Raw genomic sequence first — 14,868 nt, forward strand, 5'->3', positions numbered from 1 at the left:
AATGAATCATTGGGTTAGATTTTATTAGATAGAACAGCCTCTACAGCTTTATAACCATAGATTCCATCTCTGTAATATTCCTCCGCTTCTTCTTCTGTTACGCGGTATCTTTTGGAAGAAATGATATTGTCATCGTACGCAATGGCATAGTATACACTTTCATTGATAGGGTCTCTTAGTTTGAAAGTGGGTACTTCCCATTCTTGTCTGTTCCACATAGGGAAGTCTCCAATAATTTCCCATTCCTTGTTTTTTATACCCAATGCGCTAAATAAGCATATTAGGCAGACTTCTGACGGTTTCCACTCTGTAATAGTGGGTAAGTTTCTATAGGTCTGTCTAAAAAAGTAACCTAATAGAATGTTTTTATTCTGACGGGTTACTAAGCCTGTCAGAAACAGCTGCTCCCCCAAAGGTATCCCTATTACTTTTCCTTCCAACGGATGTTTCTTCATTCTTATACCCCTTAACTTAAAACTTAAAAACGTCCTCGGGTGTTACTACATAATCCAAAGGAATATCGCCTTCTCTTACGTCTTCTATGAGAGGTTCTGCAGGGAAGAAAGATAGTCCAATCTTGAGGGTGTCTGCCTTACACTCTTTTAAGAAATTGTCATAAAAGCCCTTACCATAGCCTACACGATTGCCCTTGGTGTCATAAGCTAAAAGGGGTACAAAAACGACCTCTATCTCTTCGCTCCTCACGGGAATCCCTCCTTGGGGTTCAGGGATATGCCATTTGTTATTGGCATCTATCTGGGCAGGATCATATAAAAAATGTTCCATACGTACGGTCTCCATTAGGGTACGAGAGACGACCAGCGTTTTTCCTCGCTCCTGCAAAAGGCGGATAAGGTAGCTGGTATCCACTTCTCCAAAGGAGATGATGGAAAGAAAGCTATGGAAAACCTGCTTATCCCAAATGGGGAGCCGTAGCGTTTGCTGGGCTATCTGCTGGCTTAAGAGGGCTTGTTGCTCAGCGGAAATGGTGGCTCTCTTTTGCTTGTAAAGGGTACGGAGGGCTTTCTTGTTCATATATATTGTCCTGTATAGCTATTTTTGTTTTTCCTAATCTCCTCTGGGATACCTGTGGCTACGAGGTTTCCTCCCTGTGCTCCTCCTTCTCGGCCTAAGTCTATGATATAGTCGGCACGGCGAATGACCTCTACATTGTGTTCTATCACGATAATAGAGTGCCCGCGCTCAATCAGGGCATTGAAGGAGCGTAGCAGCTTGCCTATATCATGGAAGTGAAGCCCTGTGGTAGGCTCGTCAAAGATAAAGAGCGTAGGGGTCTCTTGGTATGATTTTACTAAGAAAGACGCTAGTTTGATACGCTGTGCTTCCCCACCAGATAGGGTAGAGGAGGGTTGCCCTAAGGTTACATAACCTAAACCTACTTCCTGCAAGGGAAGGAGCTTTTGGGCAATTTTTTCTTGCTTGTGCTCGGTAAAGAAGGCTACGGCATCATCAATAGTGGTCTCCAGTAGATCGTGTATATTCTTTCCTTGGAAAGTAACTTCTAGAATTTCTGGTTTGAATCGCTTGCCATCACAAGCCTCACAAGTTAGGTGTACATCGGCCATGAACTGCATTTCTATGGTTACCTCTCCTTCGCCTTTGCAGGTCTCACAACGTCCCCCTTCAGTATTGAAAGAGAAGTGTTTGGCGGTATAGCCACGCATCTTGGCAAGTTTCTGAGAGGCAAAGAGCTGACGAATATCATCGTAAGCCTTGATGTAGGTTACAGGATTGGAACGGGTGGACTTTCCTATGGGGTTTTGGTCGACAAACTCTACACGCTTGATATGGGAAAACTTCCCGTCCATACTGCTGTACTCGCCTATCTTGTCGGTAGGTTGTTCGAGCTTGCGCAAAAGGGCAGGGTAGAGGATGTGCTTCACTAAGGTACTCTTCCCGCTACCTGATACACCGGTTACTACGGTGAGCATATCCAAGGGGAAGGTAACATCTATATTCTTTAGGTTATTGGCACGGGCGCCTTTAATTTCGATAAAGTGCTTGGAGGTACGTGCTTTTTTAGGCATTTCTATACTACGCCTGCCGCTGAGGTATTCTCCGGTAAGGGTGGGAGCCTTGAGGATCTCCTCATAGGTGCCTGTGGCAACCACTTCTCCGCCTAGGGTACCTGCTTCGGGGCCTATATCTATGATATAATCGGCGGCTTTCATAATATCTTCATCGTGTTCTACTACAATGACGGTATTGCCCAAGTCTCTAAGGGATTCGAGTACATGAATAAGTCGTTCCGTATCTTTGGGGTGTAGCCCAATACTTGGCTCGTCCAAGATATACATGGAGCCTACCAAGCTACTACCCAAGGAGGTAGCCAAGTTGATACGCTGACTCTCTCCCCCTGATAGGCTATTGGACTTGCGATTCAGGGTAAGGTAGCCCAAACCAACGTCCAATAGGTAGTGGAGGCGGTTGTGTATTTCCCTTAAGAGGCGGCTAGCTACCTTCTGCTCGTAGGCATTGAGTGATAGGTTATCAAAGAAAATGACCAAATCAGAGATAGGCATAGAGACTAAGTCAGAAATGGACTTGCCTCCCACGCGTACATAGTTGGCTTCAGGGCGGAGTCGCTTACCCCCACAGGCATAGCAGGTAGTTTTACCACGATAGCGAGCAAGCATCACTCGGTTTTGTATTTTATAGTTTTTTTCCTCCAATTCTTTGAAAAAGGCAGTAAGTCCTGTAAAGTACTCATTGCCGTCCCATACAAGCTGCTTTTGGGCTTCGGTAAGCTCATACCAAGGGCGGTGAATAGGAAAGTCAAACTTGTAGGCATTATTTACCAATTGATCTCTGAACCAGGACATGGTCTCCCCACGCCAAGGATAAATCGCATTGTCATACACAGAAAGGGAGGTGTTGGGTACGATGAGGGTTTCATCAAGCCCTATGGTATCGCCATAGCCCTCACATACAGGACAAGCTCCATAAGGGTTGTTGAAGCTAAACAGATGTACATTGGGCTCCAAGAAAGTAATCCCATCGGCTTCAAACTGGTTGGAGAAGTGGCGTTCTTCTGCTGTGGTCAAGTCCTCCACACTACAAATCCCCTTTCCCTCGAAGAAGGCAGTACTTACCGAGTCGGCCAAGCGCTGGGCGGTTTCCTCCTCGTGATCCACTACAATACGCTCTATGACTAACTGAAAGTCGTTTTTGACCTTGGCAAAATCTAAATCACTAAGGCGCACGACTTCCCCTTGGTACTTGATACGGGCATATCCCTGCTCCTCCAATAGGCGAAGGGTTTGTTCATAGGTACGCCCTGCACTAAGGGTAATAGGGGAGAGTAGTAATAGCTTGTGCTCATCGGGGAAAGAAAGGATAAAATCCACCACATCGGATACCGTATCTTTCTTAACCTCTCTGCCCGATATAGGGGAAAAGGTATGTCCCACTCGTGCAAAGAGTAGTTTTAGGTAGTCATACACTTCGGTAGAGGTACCCACTGTAGAGCGAGGATTACTAGTATTGACTTTCTGTTCAATAGCAATGGCAGGGGAGATATTCTCAATGAAATCCACCTTAGGCTTGTCCAACCTGCCCAAGAACTGGCGGGCATAGGAACTTAGGCTTTCCACATAGCGGCGTTGTCCCTCCGCATAAAGGGTGTCAAAAGCCAAAGTAGATTTCCCAGAGCCTGAAAGCCCTGTTACTACCACTAATTTCCCTTTGGGAATAGCTACATTGATATTCTTAAGATTATGTAATTTGGCTCCTTTGATAAGGATTTGTTCTTCTTTCATTTTTTTACTTTTCACTATTCATTTTTCACTCTTCACTTTCTTGGTACCACTGTGCATACTTCACATAAGCATTGGCGATACGGTTTATTTCTCCTTCGGTAAGTTCTGGGGATATATCCTTAATCTTCTTAGCAGGGACTCCTGCCCATACCTCACCTGACCCTATATGAGTACCTTTGGTAACCACTGCTCCTGCCGCTACGATAGAGTTGCTCTCCACTACACAGCCATCCAAGACAATTGCCCCCATACCGATAAGTACATTATCCTTGAGGGTACAACCATGTATGATGGCGTTGTGTCCTATGGAAACATTGTTACCGATAGTAGTAGAGGTCTTTTGGTAGGTACAGTGTACCATGACATTGTCTTGTATATTAACTTTGTTGCCGATAACAATAGCATTCACATCGCCCCTAAGGACGGCATTGTACCATATACTACAATCCTCACCGAGGGTAACCTCGCCAATAAGGACAGCTGTCTCGGCTATAAATACGTTCTTTCCTATAATGGGGGCTTTTCCCCTAATTTCTCTGATGATAGGCATAAAATGGTTTATTTCTTCTTAAATCTTTCTGGAGTTTGGAGATATACTTGCATTACCTCCTCATAGCGTTCGTAACACCGATTTACAAAGGCTTGTATTTTAGGCTTCAGTACCTCAAAGGAGCCTTTTGCTTCAAATTTTTCATAGGTGCCTCCTCCATGACCGGTTACCCAATAGCCTAATATTTCTATCTCCTCACCTATGTACTGGTAAAATAAACAAAGGTCTAATAGGTCTATATCCTTTTCGTTCAGGTATTCTTCTTTCCAAAGGAGTGACAGATATTTCTCATACGGATAATTCTCCCCTTTGTACTTGCTACAATGGTCTTCTCGTATAATGTTTGCTATTTCCTCCCTCTCTATCAGGTGTGCTCGATAGTCTTCATAAAGCTGGTTGATGAATGTATCTATCTCAGAGTAGGCGGTATGATAGAATCGGTTAAAGATACCTATAAGCTGCCCTACGCTATCAAACTCCTGACTCTTATATACACTTAGCGCATCAGTAGCTATACACAACGCCTCATAATCACAACGCTGGGAATCCCTCCACACCGTGAACCTTTTTAGGTGTGTCTCAGTTTCGAAATCCACCACAATACCCTCATTAGGTTTCCCGAAGTATCTGATGTTCTCTTTGGGAATTTTCTTCTCAAGTACTTCTTTTATAAAGCGTTCAAAATCAATCATTAAGTGATAGTTCTTTTAGAATACATCTATGGGGCAAAGATACGATAATTTATTTAGAGTATTTAACCCGATAGGCTTCAGTATATCAGAGTTATTAGTAGAGTTACCTTTGTCATAGTGGTAGCTGGAAAAAAGGGTTTTATAACTTCAAAAGTATTAAGGTTTTGAGGTCTTCTTTTTCTTTTTGTTCTCAAAAATATTTCCTTTGTCAGGGATTACTTCTACTTTAGGTTGCTGTGCTCTAAGGGCTTTTTCTTCTTCCCAAGTAGGAAATTTACGTTCCTTGATAGAAAGAAGTCTCTCCTTAAGAAAAGGGAGAAATGCTTCTGCATCAAAATCTGTAAAACGTTTCTTATACTTTAGCAGATAGTATGCTAAGAGGTCGTAAAGATCATCACAGAATTTCTTGTGTATTTCCTCATTGCTCAGTTCCTCATAGTCTTCAGCTATGAACACAGGGTCTATATGGAGGTATTCTTTTTTTATGGTATATTCCCCAATGACTTCTTCCTTTTTGTAATAACGGGCATAAGTCTTACATTGGGTAACTCTAGGGAATACCCTTATGACTAGGCTTACCTTCTCAAAGTAATTAAATTTCATTATATCATATACCTTATCGGGATATTGTATAAAGATTTCATCAGGATATTCTTCAGCAGGTCTGAGTATCTTATCCTTATCTTTCCATTCTTTTATAAGGATACCTCCTATAGCATCTTGCCAGTCTCCGTCTAAATAATCCCTTATGTAGTGGATACTTTCGTGGAAGACCTTGTATTTTTTATAAGCATATACTTGTGCTGAACAAATAAAGAACCTCATATATTTTATAATTAGAGTTATCCGAAAATGTAAAACGATATTACCTTCTCATAGCACTCGTAACATGGTTATACAAAGACTTTCTTAAGGTACATATACATCATAGATAATGACTTCCTCAGCCCCGTCATTTATATAGCAGGAAAGTGCAAGCATTAGGTCGCTTCTGCCTTCTTCTTTTGTCCAGAAGGGAATATATACATCAAGGCTCTTTTTCTCCTCTATAAAGTAACTTTCCGCTAGGTCAAAAGCTTCATCAGGCAAAGGGATTATTTTATAAGGATACCAATGAATCACCTCAGCCAAATCCTCTATAAGGATATCTCCATTTTGACCCTTGCGCTCTATGGAAGCATAATCATCAATAGAGATATGGTATACCATCTCCTTGATAATAGGGATAAAAGTACTTAGTTCTAAATCCATTGACCCATTGTTTAATTTGTAATAAATCATGTCTCAATTCATCGGCTCATTACCCAATCAACAAATTAACACATTGGCTCATTGCCTCATTGCCTCATCGCCTCATCAATTATTCAGTTCCCCCTTCTTTAGCAAGAAATAGGTAGTTTCGTAAGCGGATATACATTCCTTCATGAGCTTTTCATCAGGTTGAGCTACTTTGAGCTGTTGGTAAAAAATAGGAAGCTCTACCTTAGGTTGTTCAGCCTCTGGAACTATTTTATATTGTATCTGCTCACGCAAAGGCTTGATAATGGAAAGAGTGTCAGGGGTAAGGTATCCCAGCTCTCGGTAGGTAGCTATATAGGCACGCGGTTGGTAATACCAAGTGCGGATATCCTGACCTAAGAACTTGCTCTCATAAGAAAAGTTCAAGAGTCCCATTACGGTAGGCATCACGTCTATTTGAGAAGCGAGCTTATCTATCTGTTCGGCTTCTAAGAAGTCAGCATAGATAAGGCAGGGAATACGATACCTATCCAAAGGCAATTCGGTACGTCCAGCACTCGAAGCGCAGTGGTCGGCAACAATCACAAACACCGTATCCTTGAACCACGATTCTTTTTTAGCGAGTTCAAAGAAGAGCTTAAGCGAATAGTCGGTATATTTTACCCCACCTTGGCGCGACTTAGCCGTACCAGGGATATCAATGCGACCTTCTGGATAGGTAAAAGGACGGTGGTTGCTCACGGTCATCCAGTGGTTAAAGAACGGTTTGCCTGTTTTTGCTTGGGCGTTCATCTCCTTAATGGCTTTGCGCGCCATATCCTCATCACTTACCCCCCAGATGTTGGCAAAGGTAATCTCCTCAGGAGTAAAGTTGTCTCTATCTATGATGTCGTAGCCATTACCTGCGAAGAAGTCTTTCATATTGTCAAAATAGCTATACCCCCCATAGAGGTATTTGACACTATACCCTTTGGACTTGAAGACACTCCCCGTGGTGAATTTGTCCTTGTTATCCTTGCGCTTAACGATACTCTCACCTGGTGTAGGAGGTACACAAAGGGTCAGAGCCTCCAAACCGCGTACAGTACGGTTGCCTGTAGCGTATAAGTTGGTCAGGAAGATACTTTTTTGTGCTAAGCTATCGAGGAACGGAGTAATGCCCTCTGTATTGCCATAAGCCGCCATATATTCGGCCGAAAGGCTCTCTACCGAGATAAGCACCACATTCTTATGCTGCTCGTCATCTTCTCCTTCTACAGAATAAGGGAGTTTTTTAACAGAAACATAGTCTCGTACGCCACAGCTTGGTACAGGGGGCTTTCCCATCAATGTCATAAAATGCTTCAAAAAGGTGGTTCTTGCCTCCTCTTCGGGTAGGGTAGGGTAGAACTGGAAGAAATCCAACTCGCTATGGGTGAAAGCATAATAGAACTTATAGACTCCATTGGCGCGTATCTCCTGAACGAACACGTTGTTGGACTTGATATCGTCAAACTTAGGGGTAGCCCACAAGCTCAAGAGGAACAATGCCACATAGCTTCCCAATAACAAGCCTTTTTCTTTAAGGCTAGGGATAGTCTCAAGGGTAGATTTTGTTTTCTTATAGAGGAAAATAGTTAGGGCAAGTACCACGACAAATACTCCTGAGAAGAGCGGTACTACAGGGTAGCTCTCCATAATATTTCCGATAACCTCCGTAGTGTAGATCAGGTAATCCACCGCGATAAAGTTGTACCGTATCCCGAACTCATTCCAGAAGAAATATTCGCTAACGGCATTCATCACTATAGCAAAGGTATAGATAAATAGAGTAATGAAATAGAGTACATTACGCACTTGCTTGCGCCACTTACCCGCAAAGAGCATCGCAGCAAAGCAAAGGGTCTTTGCCCCAAAGAAGTACAAGGCAATTTCCTCTACCGAACCTCCATATTGGTAGAAAATATTATTGGGGACAAACTCTATATAGCCCAAGAGCAAAAGCATTGCCCCAAGGATAATATAGCCATAAGGCTTTTGGTACTTCACATTGGCGATAAAAAGGAAGTAAAGCACTAAGATACTAAGAGCTAAGCAGATGATAAAGATGTCGTTGAGGCTACCCACCAAGAACATTCCCAAGACCTGCCATATAGAAAAAGAGGTCGTAGTAATGGGGTGTCCCATAAAAATGATTCTAAGGACAAAAGAGATAACGATATATAACCCACCTACATAGAAGAAAGGGGTAAGCTTGCTGAGCCATGCTTTCATAAAGATAAATTTTTTTGGCAAAGATACAACAAACAAATGAATAAGTGTTCATCTTAGAAATAATTCTTATTTTTGCCCCACAAAAAATATGACAGATGCTTATTGTTAAAAATCTATCTTATACCTATACCGATACTCAGGTGCTTAAGAATATAGACTTTTTCCTTACAGAAGGCGAGATACTCTCCATAGTGGGGGCAAGTGGTTCAGGCAAATCCACTTTGCTTAAGGCGATCTATGGCTTGTTCGACCTTGAGCAAGGTAAGATTTCTTGGAAAGGGATACCCGTCTTAGGTCCATCTCATAATCTGGTGCCTGGTTTTGCAAAGATGAAGTACCTAGCACAGGATTTCGGTCTAATGCCTTATATGACGGTGGAGGAAAATGTAGGAAAATACCTCTCTAACCTGGATCTACCTAAGAAGCGGGCTCGGGTGGCGGAACTGCTGGAGATGACACTTATGCAGGACTATGCCAAGGTGAAACCCATTTTTCTCAGTGGCGGACAGCAACAGCGAGTAGGATTGGCACAGGCTTTAGCACAAGCGCCTGAGGTGCTACTCTTGGACGAACCTTTTAGCCAGACAGATAGTTTTCTTAAGAATACCATACGTCAGAACCTTTTTGCCTTTCTGAAAGCCCACCGAATCACAGCCCTTATAGCTACCCATGAGAGTCAAGAAGCTTTGGGCTTTTCCGATAGGATTATGATTATAAGGGAAGGGAAGCAAGTACTGATAGATACTCCCGAAAAGGTCTATCACTCACAGGATGTTTATGTAGCCTCACTTTTTGATTTGGTCAATAAGGTACAAGTAGCAAAAGAGCAGCGCCTATACTATCCTCACCAGATAAGTGTGGTGGCTCAATCCGATTGGCAGGTACAAGTGGAATATTGTTTCTTCCAAGGGAGTTATTACCTGTTGGTGTGCAAGGGAGCAGAAGGGCGGATTTATGTAAAACATACTGAAAGGATAGAAAAAGAAAAAAAAGTTTTCCTAAAAATAGGAAGTTAATAAAAAAAGTTGTACATTTGCACCACTAAAAAAGAAAGGTTATGACAGCATTTTTTAAAGGAATCAAATATTTTTTTGAACAAATTGCTTTTGCTCCTTATGATTATTTAAGAAAAATGGAGCTTTCCTCTTGGTGGGGAGCAAATATCGCTACATGGATAATGATAGTAGTGCTATTTGGCTTCTTCTTTTATTGGGTAAAGCAATTGGTGAAATTTTCAAAAGAAGGAACAGAACGAGTGGATGTTACTGCTCATTCTTTTTTCAAATAATTAAGTATATAAGGGACTGATTTATTTTTTCGAAGCGACTTGAAAAGCAGGTCGCTTTTTTGTTAGAATTTAAAAAAAAACAAAAAAGAAGAGGTTATGTCAGAAAAAAAACGTAAAATTGTAGTTACAAAAAATATTCTAAAATGAGAACTAGAAACTATTACTTATGGCTGTTTTTTTTGGCTATCTCATTGAATGTGAGCGCCCAAAATAAGCTGATTACTTTGAAAGACATTTGGACAGATTACGCTTTCTATCCAAGTGGAATGACCAATCTCTCCGCACTGAAGAATACGAATCAGTATACAGTGCTTAATTATGATTATACAAATCTCAATTATACGATTGATTTGTATAATTTTTCTACTTTAGAGAAGGAGAAAACGCTTTTTGATACCAAAAACTATCCACAGATTCAGCGTATCAATAGCTACACCTTCAACAAGCAGGAGGATAAAATCCTAATTGCTACCAACAAAGAGTCTATCTTCAGACGTTCTTTCTCAGCCGATTTCTATGTTTTTGACCTTAAAAAACAGGAACTCTCTAAATTGACTGATAAGAAAATCCAAGAACCATTCTTCTCACCAAAAGGAGACAAAGTGGCTTACGTATACCAAAACAATATCTATATATATGATACACAGTCCAAAAAAGAACAACAAGTAACCTTTGATGGAGAGAAAAATAAGATTATCAATGGTACTAGTGACTGGGTGTATGAAGAAGAGTTCGCTATCGTAAGAACTTTTGATTGGAATGCGGACGGTACTCAACTGGCTTATATCCGTTTTGACGAACGTCAAGTACCAGAGTTTTCTATGGATGTGTATGGTACGAACCTCTATCCTACTCAGAATACATTCAAGTATCCTAAGGCTGGCGAAAATAACTCTGTAGTAAGTCTTTACCTCTATGATGTAAATAACCAAAAGGCAACCAAAATCCCAGTAGAGGCTTATTATATTCCTCGTATCCAATGGAGTAAGGAGCCTAATATACTAAGTGTTCAGACACTCAATAGGCATCAGAATGATTTCAATCTTATCTTTGTAGATGCTAACACTAAGCAATTCAAATCTGTATATCATGAAGTGGATAAGGCTTATGTAAGTATCACCGATGACCTTACTTTTTTGGATGATAATAGCTTTATCATCTCTTCAGAGAAAAATGGTAACAATCACCTTTACCACTATGACAAAACTGGTAAGCTTTTGAAGCAAATTACCCAAGGAAAGTGGGAGGTAACAGAGTACTATGGCTACAATCCTAAGGTCAAACGCATCTACTACCAATCCACTGAGCCAGGTTCTATCAATCGTGGTATCTATAGTATCTCCCTTTCAGGTAAGGACAAACAAGCCTTAGCCGTAGAGAATGGTACGAATGAAGCTACCTTTAGTCCTGATTTCTCCTTGTTTATCAATGAGTTTTCAAGCGTTAAGAAACCCAATGTCTATACTCTTAATGATAGTAAAACAGGAAAGGTAGTTAAGGAAATACTTAACAATAATGAATTAGAACAAAAAATTGCTACTTATAAGAAATCAACCAAAGAATTTTTTGAGATTACTACCAAAAACGGAGACAAACTCAATGCTTGGATGATAAAACCAGCTGATTTTGATGAAAACAAACAATATCCTTTGTTTATGTGCCAATATTCAGGACCTGGTTCTCAACAAGTGAGCAACTCTTTCTCTGGCTTTGATGATTTCTGGTATTATATGTTGGCTCAAAAAGGCTATATCATTCTCTGTGTGGATGGTCGTGGTACAGGATACAAAGGGGCAGCCTTCAAGAAATGTACTTACAAACAATTAGGTAAATACGAATTAGAAGACCAAGTGGAAGCCGCTAAGATTGTCGGTAACTATAAGTATATAGATAAGAATCGTATTGGTATTTGGGGCTGGAGCTTTGGTGGATTTATGGCTTCCAACTGTATCTTAAGAGGAGAGGTTTTCAAAATGTCCATTGCGGTGGCACCTGTAACCAACTGGAGATTCTATGATACTGTTTATACAGAACGTTATATGCAGACTCCTCAGGAAAACCCTGAAGGTTATGATAACAATTCACCTCTTACCTACGCTAAGAACTTGGACAAGAAATTCCTCTTGGTACATGGTACTGCCGATGACAACGTACATGTACAGAACTCCATGCGCCTGATAGAATCTTTGGTACAGTATGACAAGCAATTCGAGTGGGCAATCTATCCTGACAAGGATCATGGTATCTACGGAGGAAATACACGACATCACCTATATGAAAAGATGACCCAATTCATATTGAATAATTTATAACACATAATATAATTTAATTAGACAGATAATGAATACAGAAAAAAAAGGACACCCCGCGGGGCTTTATCTCGTGTTTTTCACAGGGATGTGGGAGCGTTTCAGCTATTATGCGATGCGCGGTATCTTGGTACTTTACCTAACAGCTACTTGGCTCAATGGTGGGCTTGGCTATAACGAGAAGTTTAGTACTACCGTTTATGGTTTGGCTACAGGACTTTGTTATTTCACACCGCTCTTCGGAGGTTGGCTTTCTGACAGATACTTAGGACAGCGCAAATCCATCCTTATTGGGGGCTTTATCATGGTATTGGCTCAGTTCTTGCTTTTTGCTCCTGAACTCTTCACTACCATTTCGCCTACCCTTACTCCCGAACAATTGGAACACAACCAGTTTATTGGTAGAGTAGGTCTTTTCTCAGGACTCTTCTTACTAATTATAGGTAATGGTTTCTTCAAACCAAATATCTCTTCCATAGTAGGAGACTTGTATGAACCAGGTGACAAGCGTTTGGATTCAGCTTTCTCTATCTTCTATATGGGTATTAACTTGGGTGCGGTAATTGCGCCACTCATCGTAGGACTTTTAGCTGATAACGTATTTGCTACCACTTATGTAGATGCCAATGGGGTTACTCAGATCACACATGGCTATCGTTACGGATTCTTAGCGGCTTCTGTAGGGGTACTTATAGGGCAACTCTTATTTGTTTTCCTAAGTAATAAGTATTTAGGCAATATAGGTATAGCACCTAAGGGTGCTGCCAAAGTAGCAGAAACCTCTGTTGAAGAAGTAAAGACACCGCTTACCCGACAAGAAAAAGAACGTATTGCGGTAATCTTCATCTTCTTCTTCTTTGCTGTCTTCTTCTTTGCAGGTATGGAACAGGCAGGTGCGTCATTTAACCTATATGCTAACAAATATATAGACAGGACTATATTTGGGCGTGAGATTCCTACTGCATGGTTACAGATGGTGAATCCTTTCTTTGTGATTGTCTTGGCACCAGTCTTTGCTTATTTCTGGAATACCCGATTGGGACAAGCCCTTAATACACCTTTGAAAATGGGACTCGGACTGATTGTTCTTGGAATAGGTTTCTGGTTTATGCTCATTGCTGGTTTCCAAAGAGGAGCTATTTGGGAAGGAGGCTTAACCATTGTAGATAACTCCAATGAAATGGTTAAGGCAAGTATGATTTGGATGATACTCACTTACCTACTACATACCATAGGGGAGCTATCTCTCTCTCCAGTAGGGCTTTCTATCGTAACCAAGCTATCCCCAGCGCGTTTTGCGTCTTTGTTCATGGGTGTATGGATTATGGCGGCTGCCTTTGCTAATATGCTTGCAGGACTTATCTCTTCTTATGTGGTAGAGTTGGGTGCAAGTACTGTATTTGCTTCTATTTCTGCCTTTGTAATGATATTGGGTATCCTTATGGTATCCCTTAACAAAGTGATAGAACGCATGATGCATGGTATCAGATAGTGATATCCTTATAGTGACTAACTAATAGTGACTAGTGACTAATCCTTTTACAGGTATCAGTCACTAGTCACTAATCATTTGTCACCAGTCACTACCCATTAGTCACTAATCACTAATCACTAATCACTAACGGCTAATCTTTAAATAATTAACAATTGATCATTAACAAATTATAATTAATTCTATAATTGTTAATAACTTTTGAGGGGTTAAGTATTTGATTTACAGTTGTATAGAAAAAATCAATAAGAATATAGGAAATATATAAATGAAATATTTGTGCAATCATTTGTTTTTATTGTATCTTTGCACACTCTTAAATGAAAAGAATATGTTAAAAAAAGGAATGCGATTAATTGTGTTATTAGGATTGGTATTGCTTGGAGATCAGGCAACTGCACAGCAGGACTCTCAGTATACACAATATATGTATAACACAATGATGATTAATCCTGCATATGCAGGTTCTCGTGATTGTACGAGCATCTTTGCTCTCTATCGTAATCAGTGGGTAGGCTTGGATGGAGCTCCTAAGACGGCTTCTTTGAGCTTCCATACTCCTTTTGAGGAGAAACATATAGGAATAGGTGCAGGTATCTATCATGAAAGTATAGGGCCTCAATCTACTAATGTGGTAGACGTGGATTTCTCTTATACCTTGGATTTTGACGAATCTAAGTTGGCTTTCGGGTTAAAGGCTGCAGCTGGTTTCTACAACTTTGATAGAAACAAGCTTAACTTACTTTATCCTAATGATGCTGCTTTTGAAGGGAAAGCAAATATTTTCTTACCTAATATAGGAGCTGGAGTTTTCTATTATGGAGAAAAATACTATGTAGGTTTCTCTATCCCTTATCTCTTGGATACCAAAACATTCTCCAAGACAGATGAGCGAAAGATTACTGATATCAATGAAAGACAACACTACAACCTTATGGGAGGATATGTGTTTGACCTTTCTTCAGACCTCAAGTTCAAGCCTGCTGCTCTTATGAAAATGGTATCTGGTAGCCCATTGCAAGTAGACCTTTCAGCTAATTTTATGTACGATGACCGTTTTGTTCTTGGTGCTGCTTATCGCTGGAGTGCTGCTGTGAGTGCTATGGCTGGTTTCCAGATAGATAGAAACTGGTTTATTGGTTATGCTTTTGACTGGGAAACTACTAAACTAAGTAAGTATAACTCTGGCTCTCATGAAATTTTCTTGCGTTACGAGTTTGTTCGAGATATTCAAAAGATTATCTCTCCTCGTTTCTTCTAAATAGT

At 40.7% G+C, this 14,868-nt stretch carries 13 protein-coding genes; 5 read left to right on the forward strand and 8 right to left on the reverse strand.

Annotated elements, in window-relative coordinates; translation table 11 throughout:
- Positions 1 to 14: 14 nt before the first annotated feature.
- From Q0625_RS05655 to Q0625_RS05690, 8 genes are all read right to left on the reverse strand, one after another.
- On the reverse strand, positions 15 to 455 hold the full coding sequence (locus Q0625_RS05655) for an Imm26 family immunity protein (protein WP_298824365.1): 441 nt from the start codon (positions 453 to 455) through the stop codon (positions 15 to 17).
- Between the two features lie 16 nt (positions 456 to 471).
- Positions 472 to 1,035: a 5-formyltetrahydrofolate cyclo-ligase gene (locus tag Q0625_RS05660; protein ID WP_298824368.1), complete on the reverse strand. Its 564-nt coding sequence runs from the start codon at positions 1,033 to 1,035 to the stop codon at positions 472 to 474.
- Positions 1,032 to 3,779, reverse strand: a complete 2,748-nt coding sequence (gene uvrA, locus Q0625_RS05665; RefSeq protein ID WP_298824370.1) for an excinuclease ABC subunit UvrA — start codon at positions 3,777 to 3,779, stop codon at positions 1,032 to 1,034. The genes Q0625_RS05660 and uvrA overlap by 4 nt, the downstream gene beginning before the upstream one ends.
- 25 nt (positions 3,780 to 3,804) lie before the next feature.
- Positions 3,805 to 4,329, reverse strand: a complete 525-nt coding sequence (locus tag Q0625_RS05670; protein WP_298824373.1) for a gamma carbonic anhydrase family protein — start codon at positions 4,327 to 4,329, stop codon at positions 3,805 to 3,807.
- Positions 4,330 to 4,337: 8 nt separating this feature from the next.
- A complete protein-coding gene (locus Q0625_RS05675) occupies positions 4,338 to 5,021 on the reverse strand; it encodes a hypothetical protein (protein WP_298824375.1) in 684 nt (227 codons plus the stop codon).
- Between the two features lie 156 nt (positions 5,022 to 5,177).
- Positions 5,178 to 5,846 (reverse strand): hypothetical protein, encoded by a 669-nt coding sequence (locus Q0625_RS05680; protein WP_298824376.1) that lies wholly within the window; start codon positions 5,844 to 5,846, stop codon positions 5,178 to 5,180.
- An 84-nt stretch (positions 5,847 to 5,930) separates the two neighbouring features.
- Complete coding sequence (locus Q0625_RS05685) at positions 5,931 to 6,272, reverse strand: hypothetical protein (protein WP_298824377.1); 342 nt, start codon at positions 6,270 to 6,272, stop codon at positions 5,931 to 5,933.
- A gap of 105 nt (positions 6,273 to 6,377) precedes the next feature.
- Entirely contained in the window at positions 6,378 to 8,513 is a 2,136-nt protein-coding gene (locus Q0625_RS05690; protein ID WP_298824378.1) for an alkaline phosphatase family protein, read from the reverse strand.
- Positions 8,514 to 8,608: 95 nt separating this feature from the next.
- Here Q0625_RS05690 and Q0625_RS05695 point away from each other — a divergent pair, with 95 nt between their 5' ends.
- The 5 genes from Q0625_RS05695 to Q0625_RS05715 all read left to right on the forward strand — a co-directional run bounded on the left by Q0625_RS05695 (position 8,609) and on the right by Q0625_RS05715 (position 14,863).
- Positions 8,609 to 9,529, forward strand: coding sequence for an ATP-binding cassette domain-containing protein (locus tag Q0625_RS05695; protein WP_298824379.1), 921 nt, complete (start codon positions 8,609 to 8,611; stop codon positions 9,527 to 9,529).
- A gap of 41 nt (positions 9,530 to 9,570) precedes the next feature.
- Positions 9,571 to 9,801, forward strand: coding sequence for a uracil phosphoribosyltransferase (locus Q0625_RS05700; RefSeq protein WP_298824381.1), 231 nt, complete (start codon positions 9,571 to 9,573; stop codon positions 9,799 to 9,801).
- Between the two features lie 143 nt (positions 9,802 to 9,944).
- Entirely contained in the window at positions 9,945 to 12,113 is a 2,169-nt protein-coding gene (locus tag Q0625_RS05705) for a S9 family peptidase (protein WP_298824383.1), read from the forward strand.
- Between the two features lie 28 nt (positions 12,114 to 12,141).
- Complete coding sequence (locus Q0625_RS05710; RefSeq protein ID WP_298824386.1) at positions 12,142 to 13,602, forward strand: peptide MFS transporter; 1,461 nt, start codon at positions 12,142 to 12,144, stop codon at positions 13,600 to 13,602.
- Between the two features lie 346 nt (positions 13,603 to 13,948).
- Entirely contained in the window at positions 13,949 to 14,863 is a 915-nt protein-coding gene (locus Q0625_RS05715) for a type IX secretion system membrane protein PorP/SprF (RefSeq protein WP_298824415.1), read from the forward strand.
- The last annotated feature ends 5 nt before the right edge of the window (positions 14,864 to 14,868 follow it).

The sequence above is a fragment of the uncultured Capnocytophaga sp. genome (assembly GCF_938029845.1).
Taxonomy (GTDB): domain Bacteria; phylum Bacteroidota; class Bacteroidia; order Flavobacteriales; family Flavobacteriaceae; genus Capnocytophaga.

Bases quoted from the DNA above. Each gene is read 5' to 3' on its own strand.
- Q0625_RS05695 (WP_298824379.1), top strand. From the start codon at position 8,609: ATGCTTATTGTTAAAAATCTATCTTATACCTATACCGATACTCAGGTG.
- Q0625_RS05680 (WP_298824376.1), bottom strand. From the start codon at position 5,846: ATGAGGTTCTTTATTTGTTCAGCACAAGTATATGCTTATAAAAAATAC.
- Q0625_RS05675 (WP_298824375.1), bottom strand. From the start codon at position 5,021: ATGATTGATTTTGAACGCTTTATAAAAGAAGTACTTGAGAAGAAAATT.
- Q0625_RS05655 (WP_298824365.1), bottom strand. From the start codon at position 455: ATGAAGAAACATCCGTTGGAAGGAAAAGTAATAGGGATACCTTTGGGG.
- Q0625_RS05705 (WP_298824383.1), top strand. From the start codon at position 9,945: ATGAGAACTAGAAACTATTACTTATGGCTGTTTTTTTTGGCTATCTCA.
- Q0625_RS05715 (WP_298824415.1), top strand. From the start codon at position 13,949: ATGCGATTAATTGTGTTATTAGGATTGGTATTGCTTGGAGATCAGGCA.
- Q0625_RS05660 (WP_298824368.1), bottom strand. From the start codon at position 1,035: ATGAACAAGAAAGCCCTCCGTACCCTTTACAAGCAAAAGAGAGCCACC.
- Q0625_RS05700 (WP_298824381.1), top strand. From the start codon at position 9,571: ATGACAGCATTTTTTAAAGGAATCAAATATTTTTTTGAACAAATTGCT.
- Q0625_RS05690 (WP_298824378.1), bottom strand. From the start codon at position 8,513: ATGAAAGCATGGCTCAGCAAGCTTACCCCTTTCTTCTATGTAGGTGGG.
- Q0625_RS05685 (WP_298824377.1), bottom strand. From the start codon at position 6,272: ATGGATTTAGAACTAAGTACTTTTATCCCTATTATCAAGGAGATGGTA.
- Q0625_RS05670 (WP_298824373.1), bottom strand. From the start codon at position 4,329: ATGCCTATCATCAGAGAAATTAGGGGAAAAGCCCCCATTATAGGAAAG.
- Q0625_RS05710 (WP_298824386.1), top strand. From the start codon at position 12,142: ATGAATACAGAAAAAAAAGGACACCCCGCGGGGCTTTATCTCGTGTTT.
- uvrA (WP_298824370.1), bottom strand. From the start codon at position 3,779: ATGAAAGAAGAACAAATCCTTATCAAAGGAGCCAAATTACATAATCTT.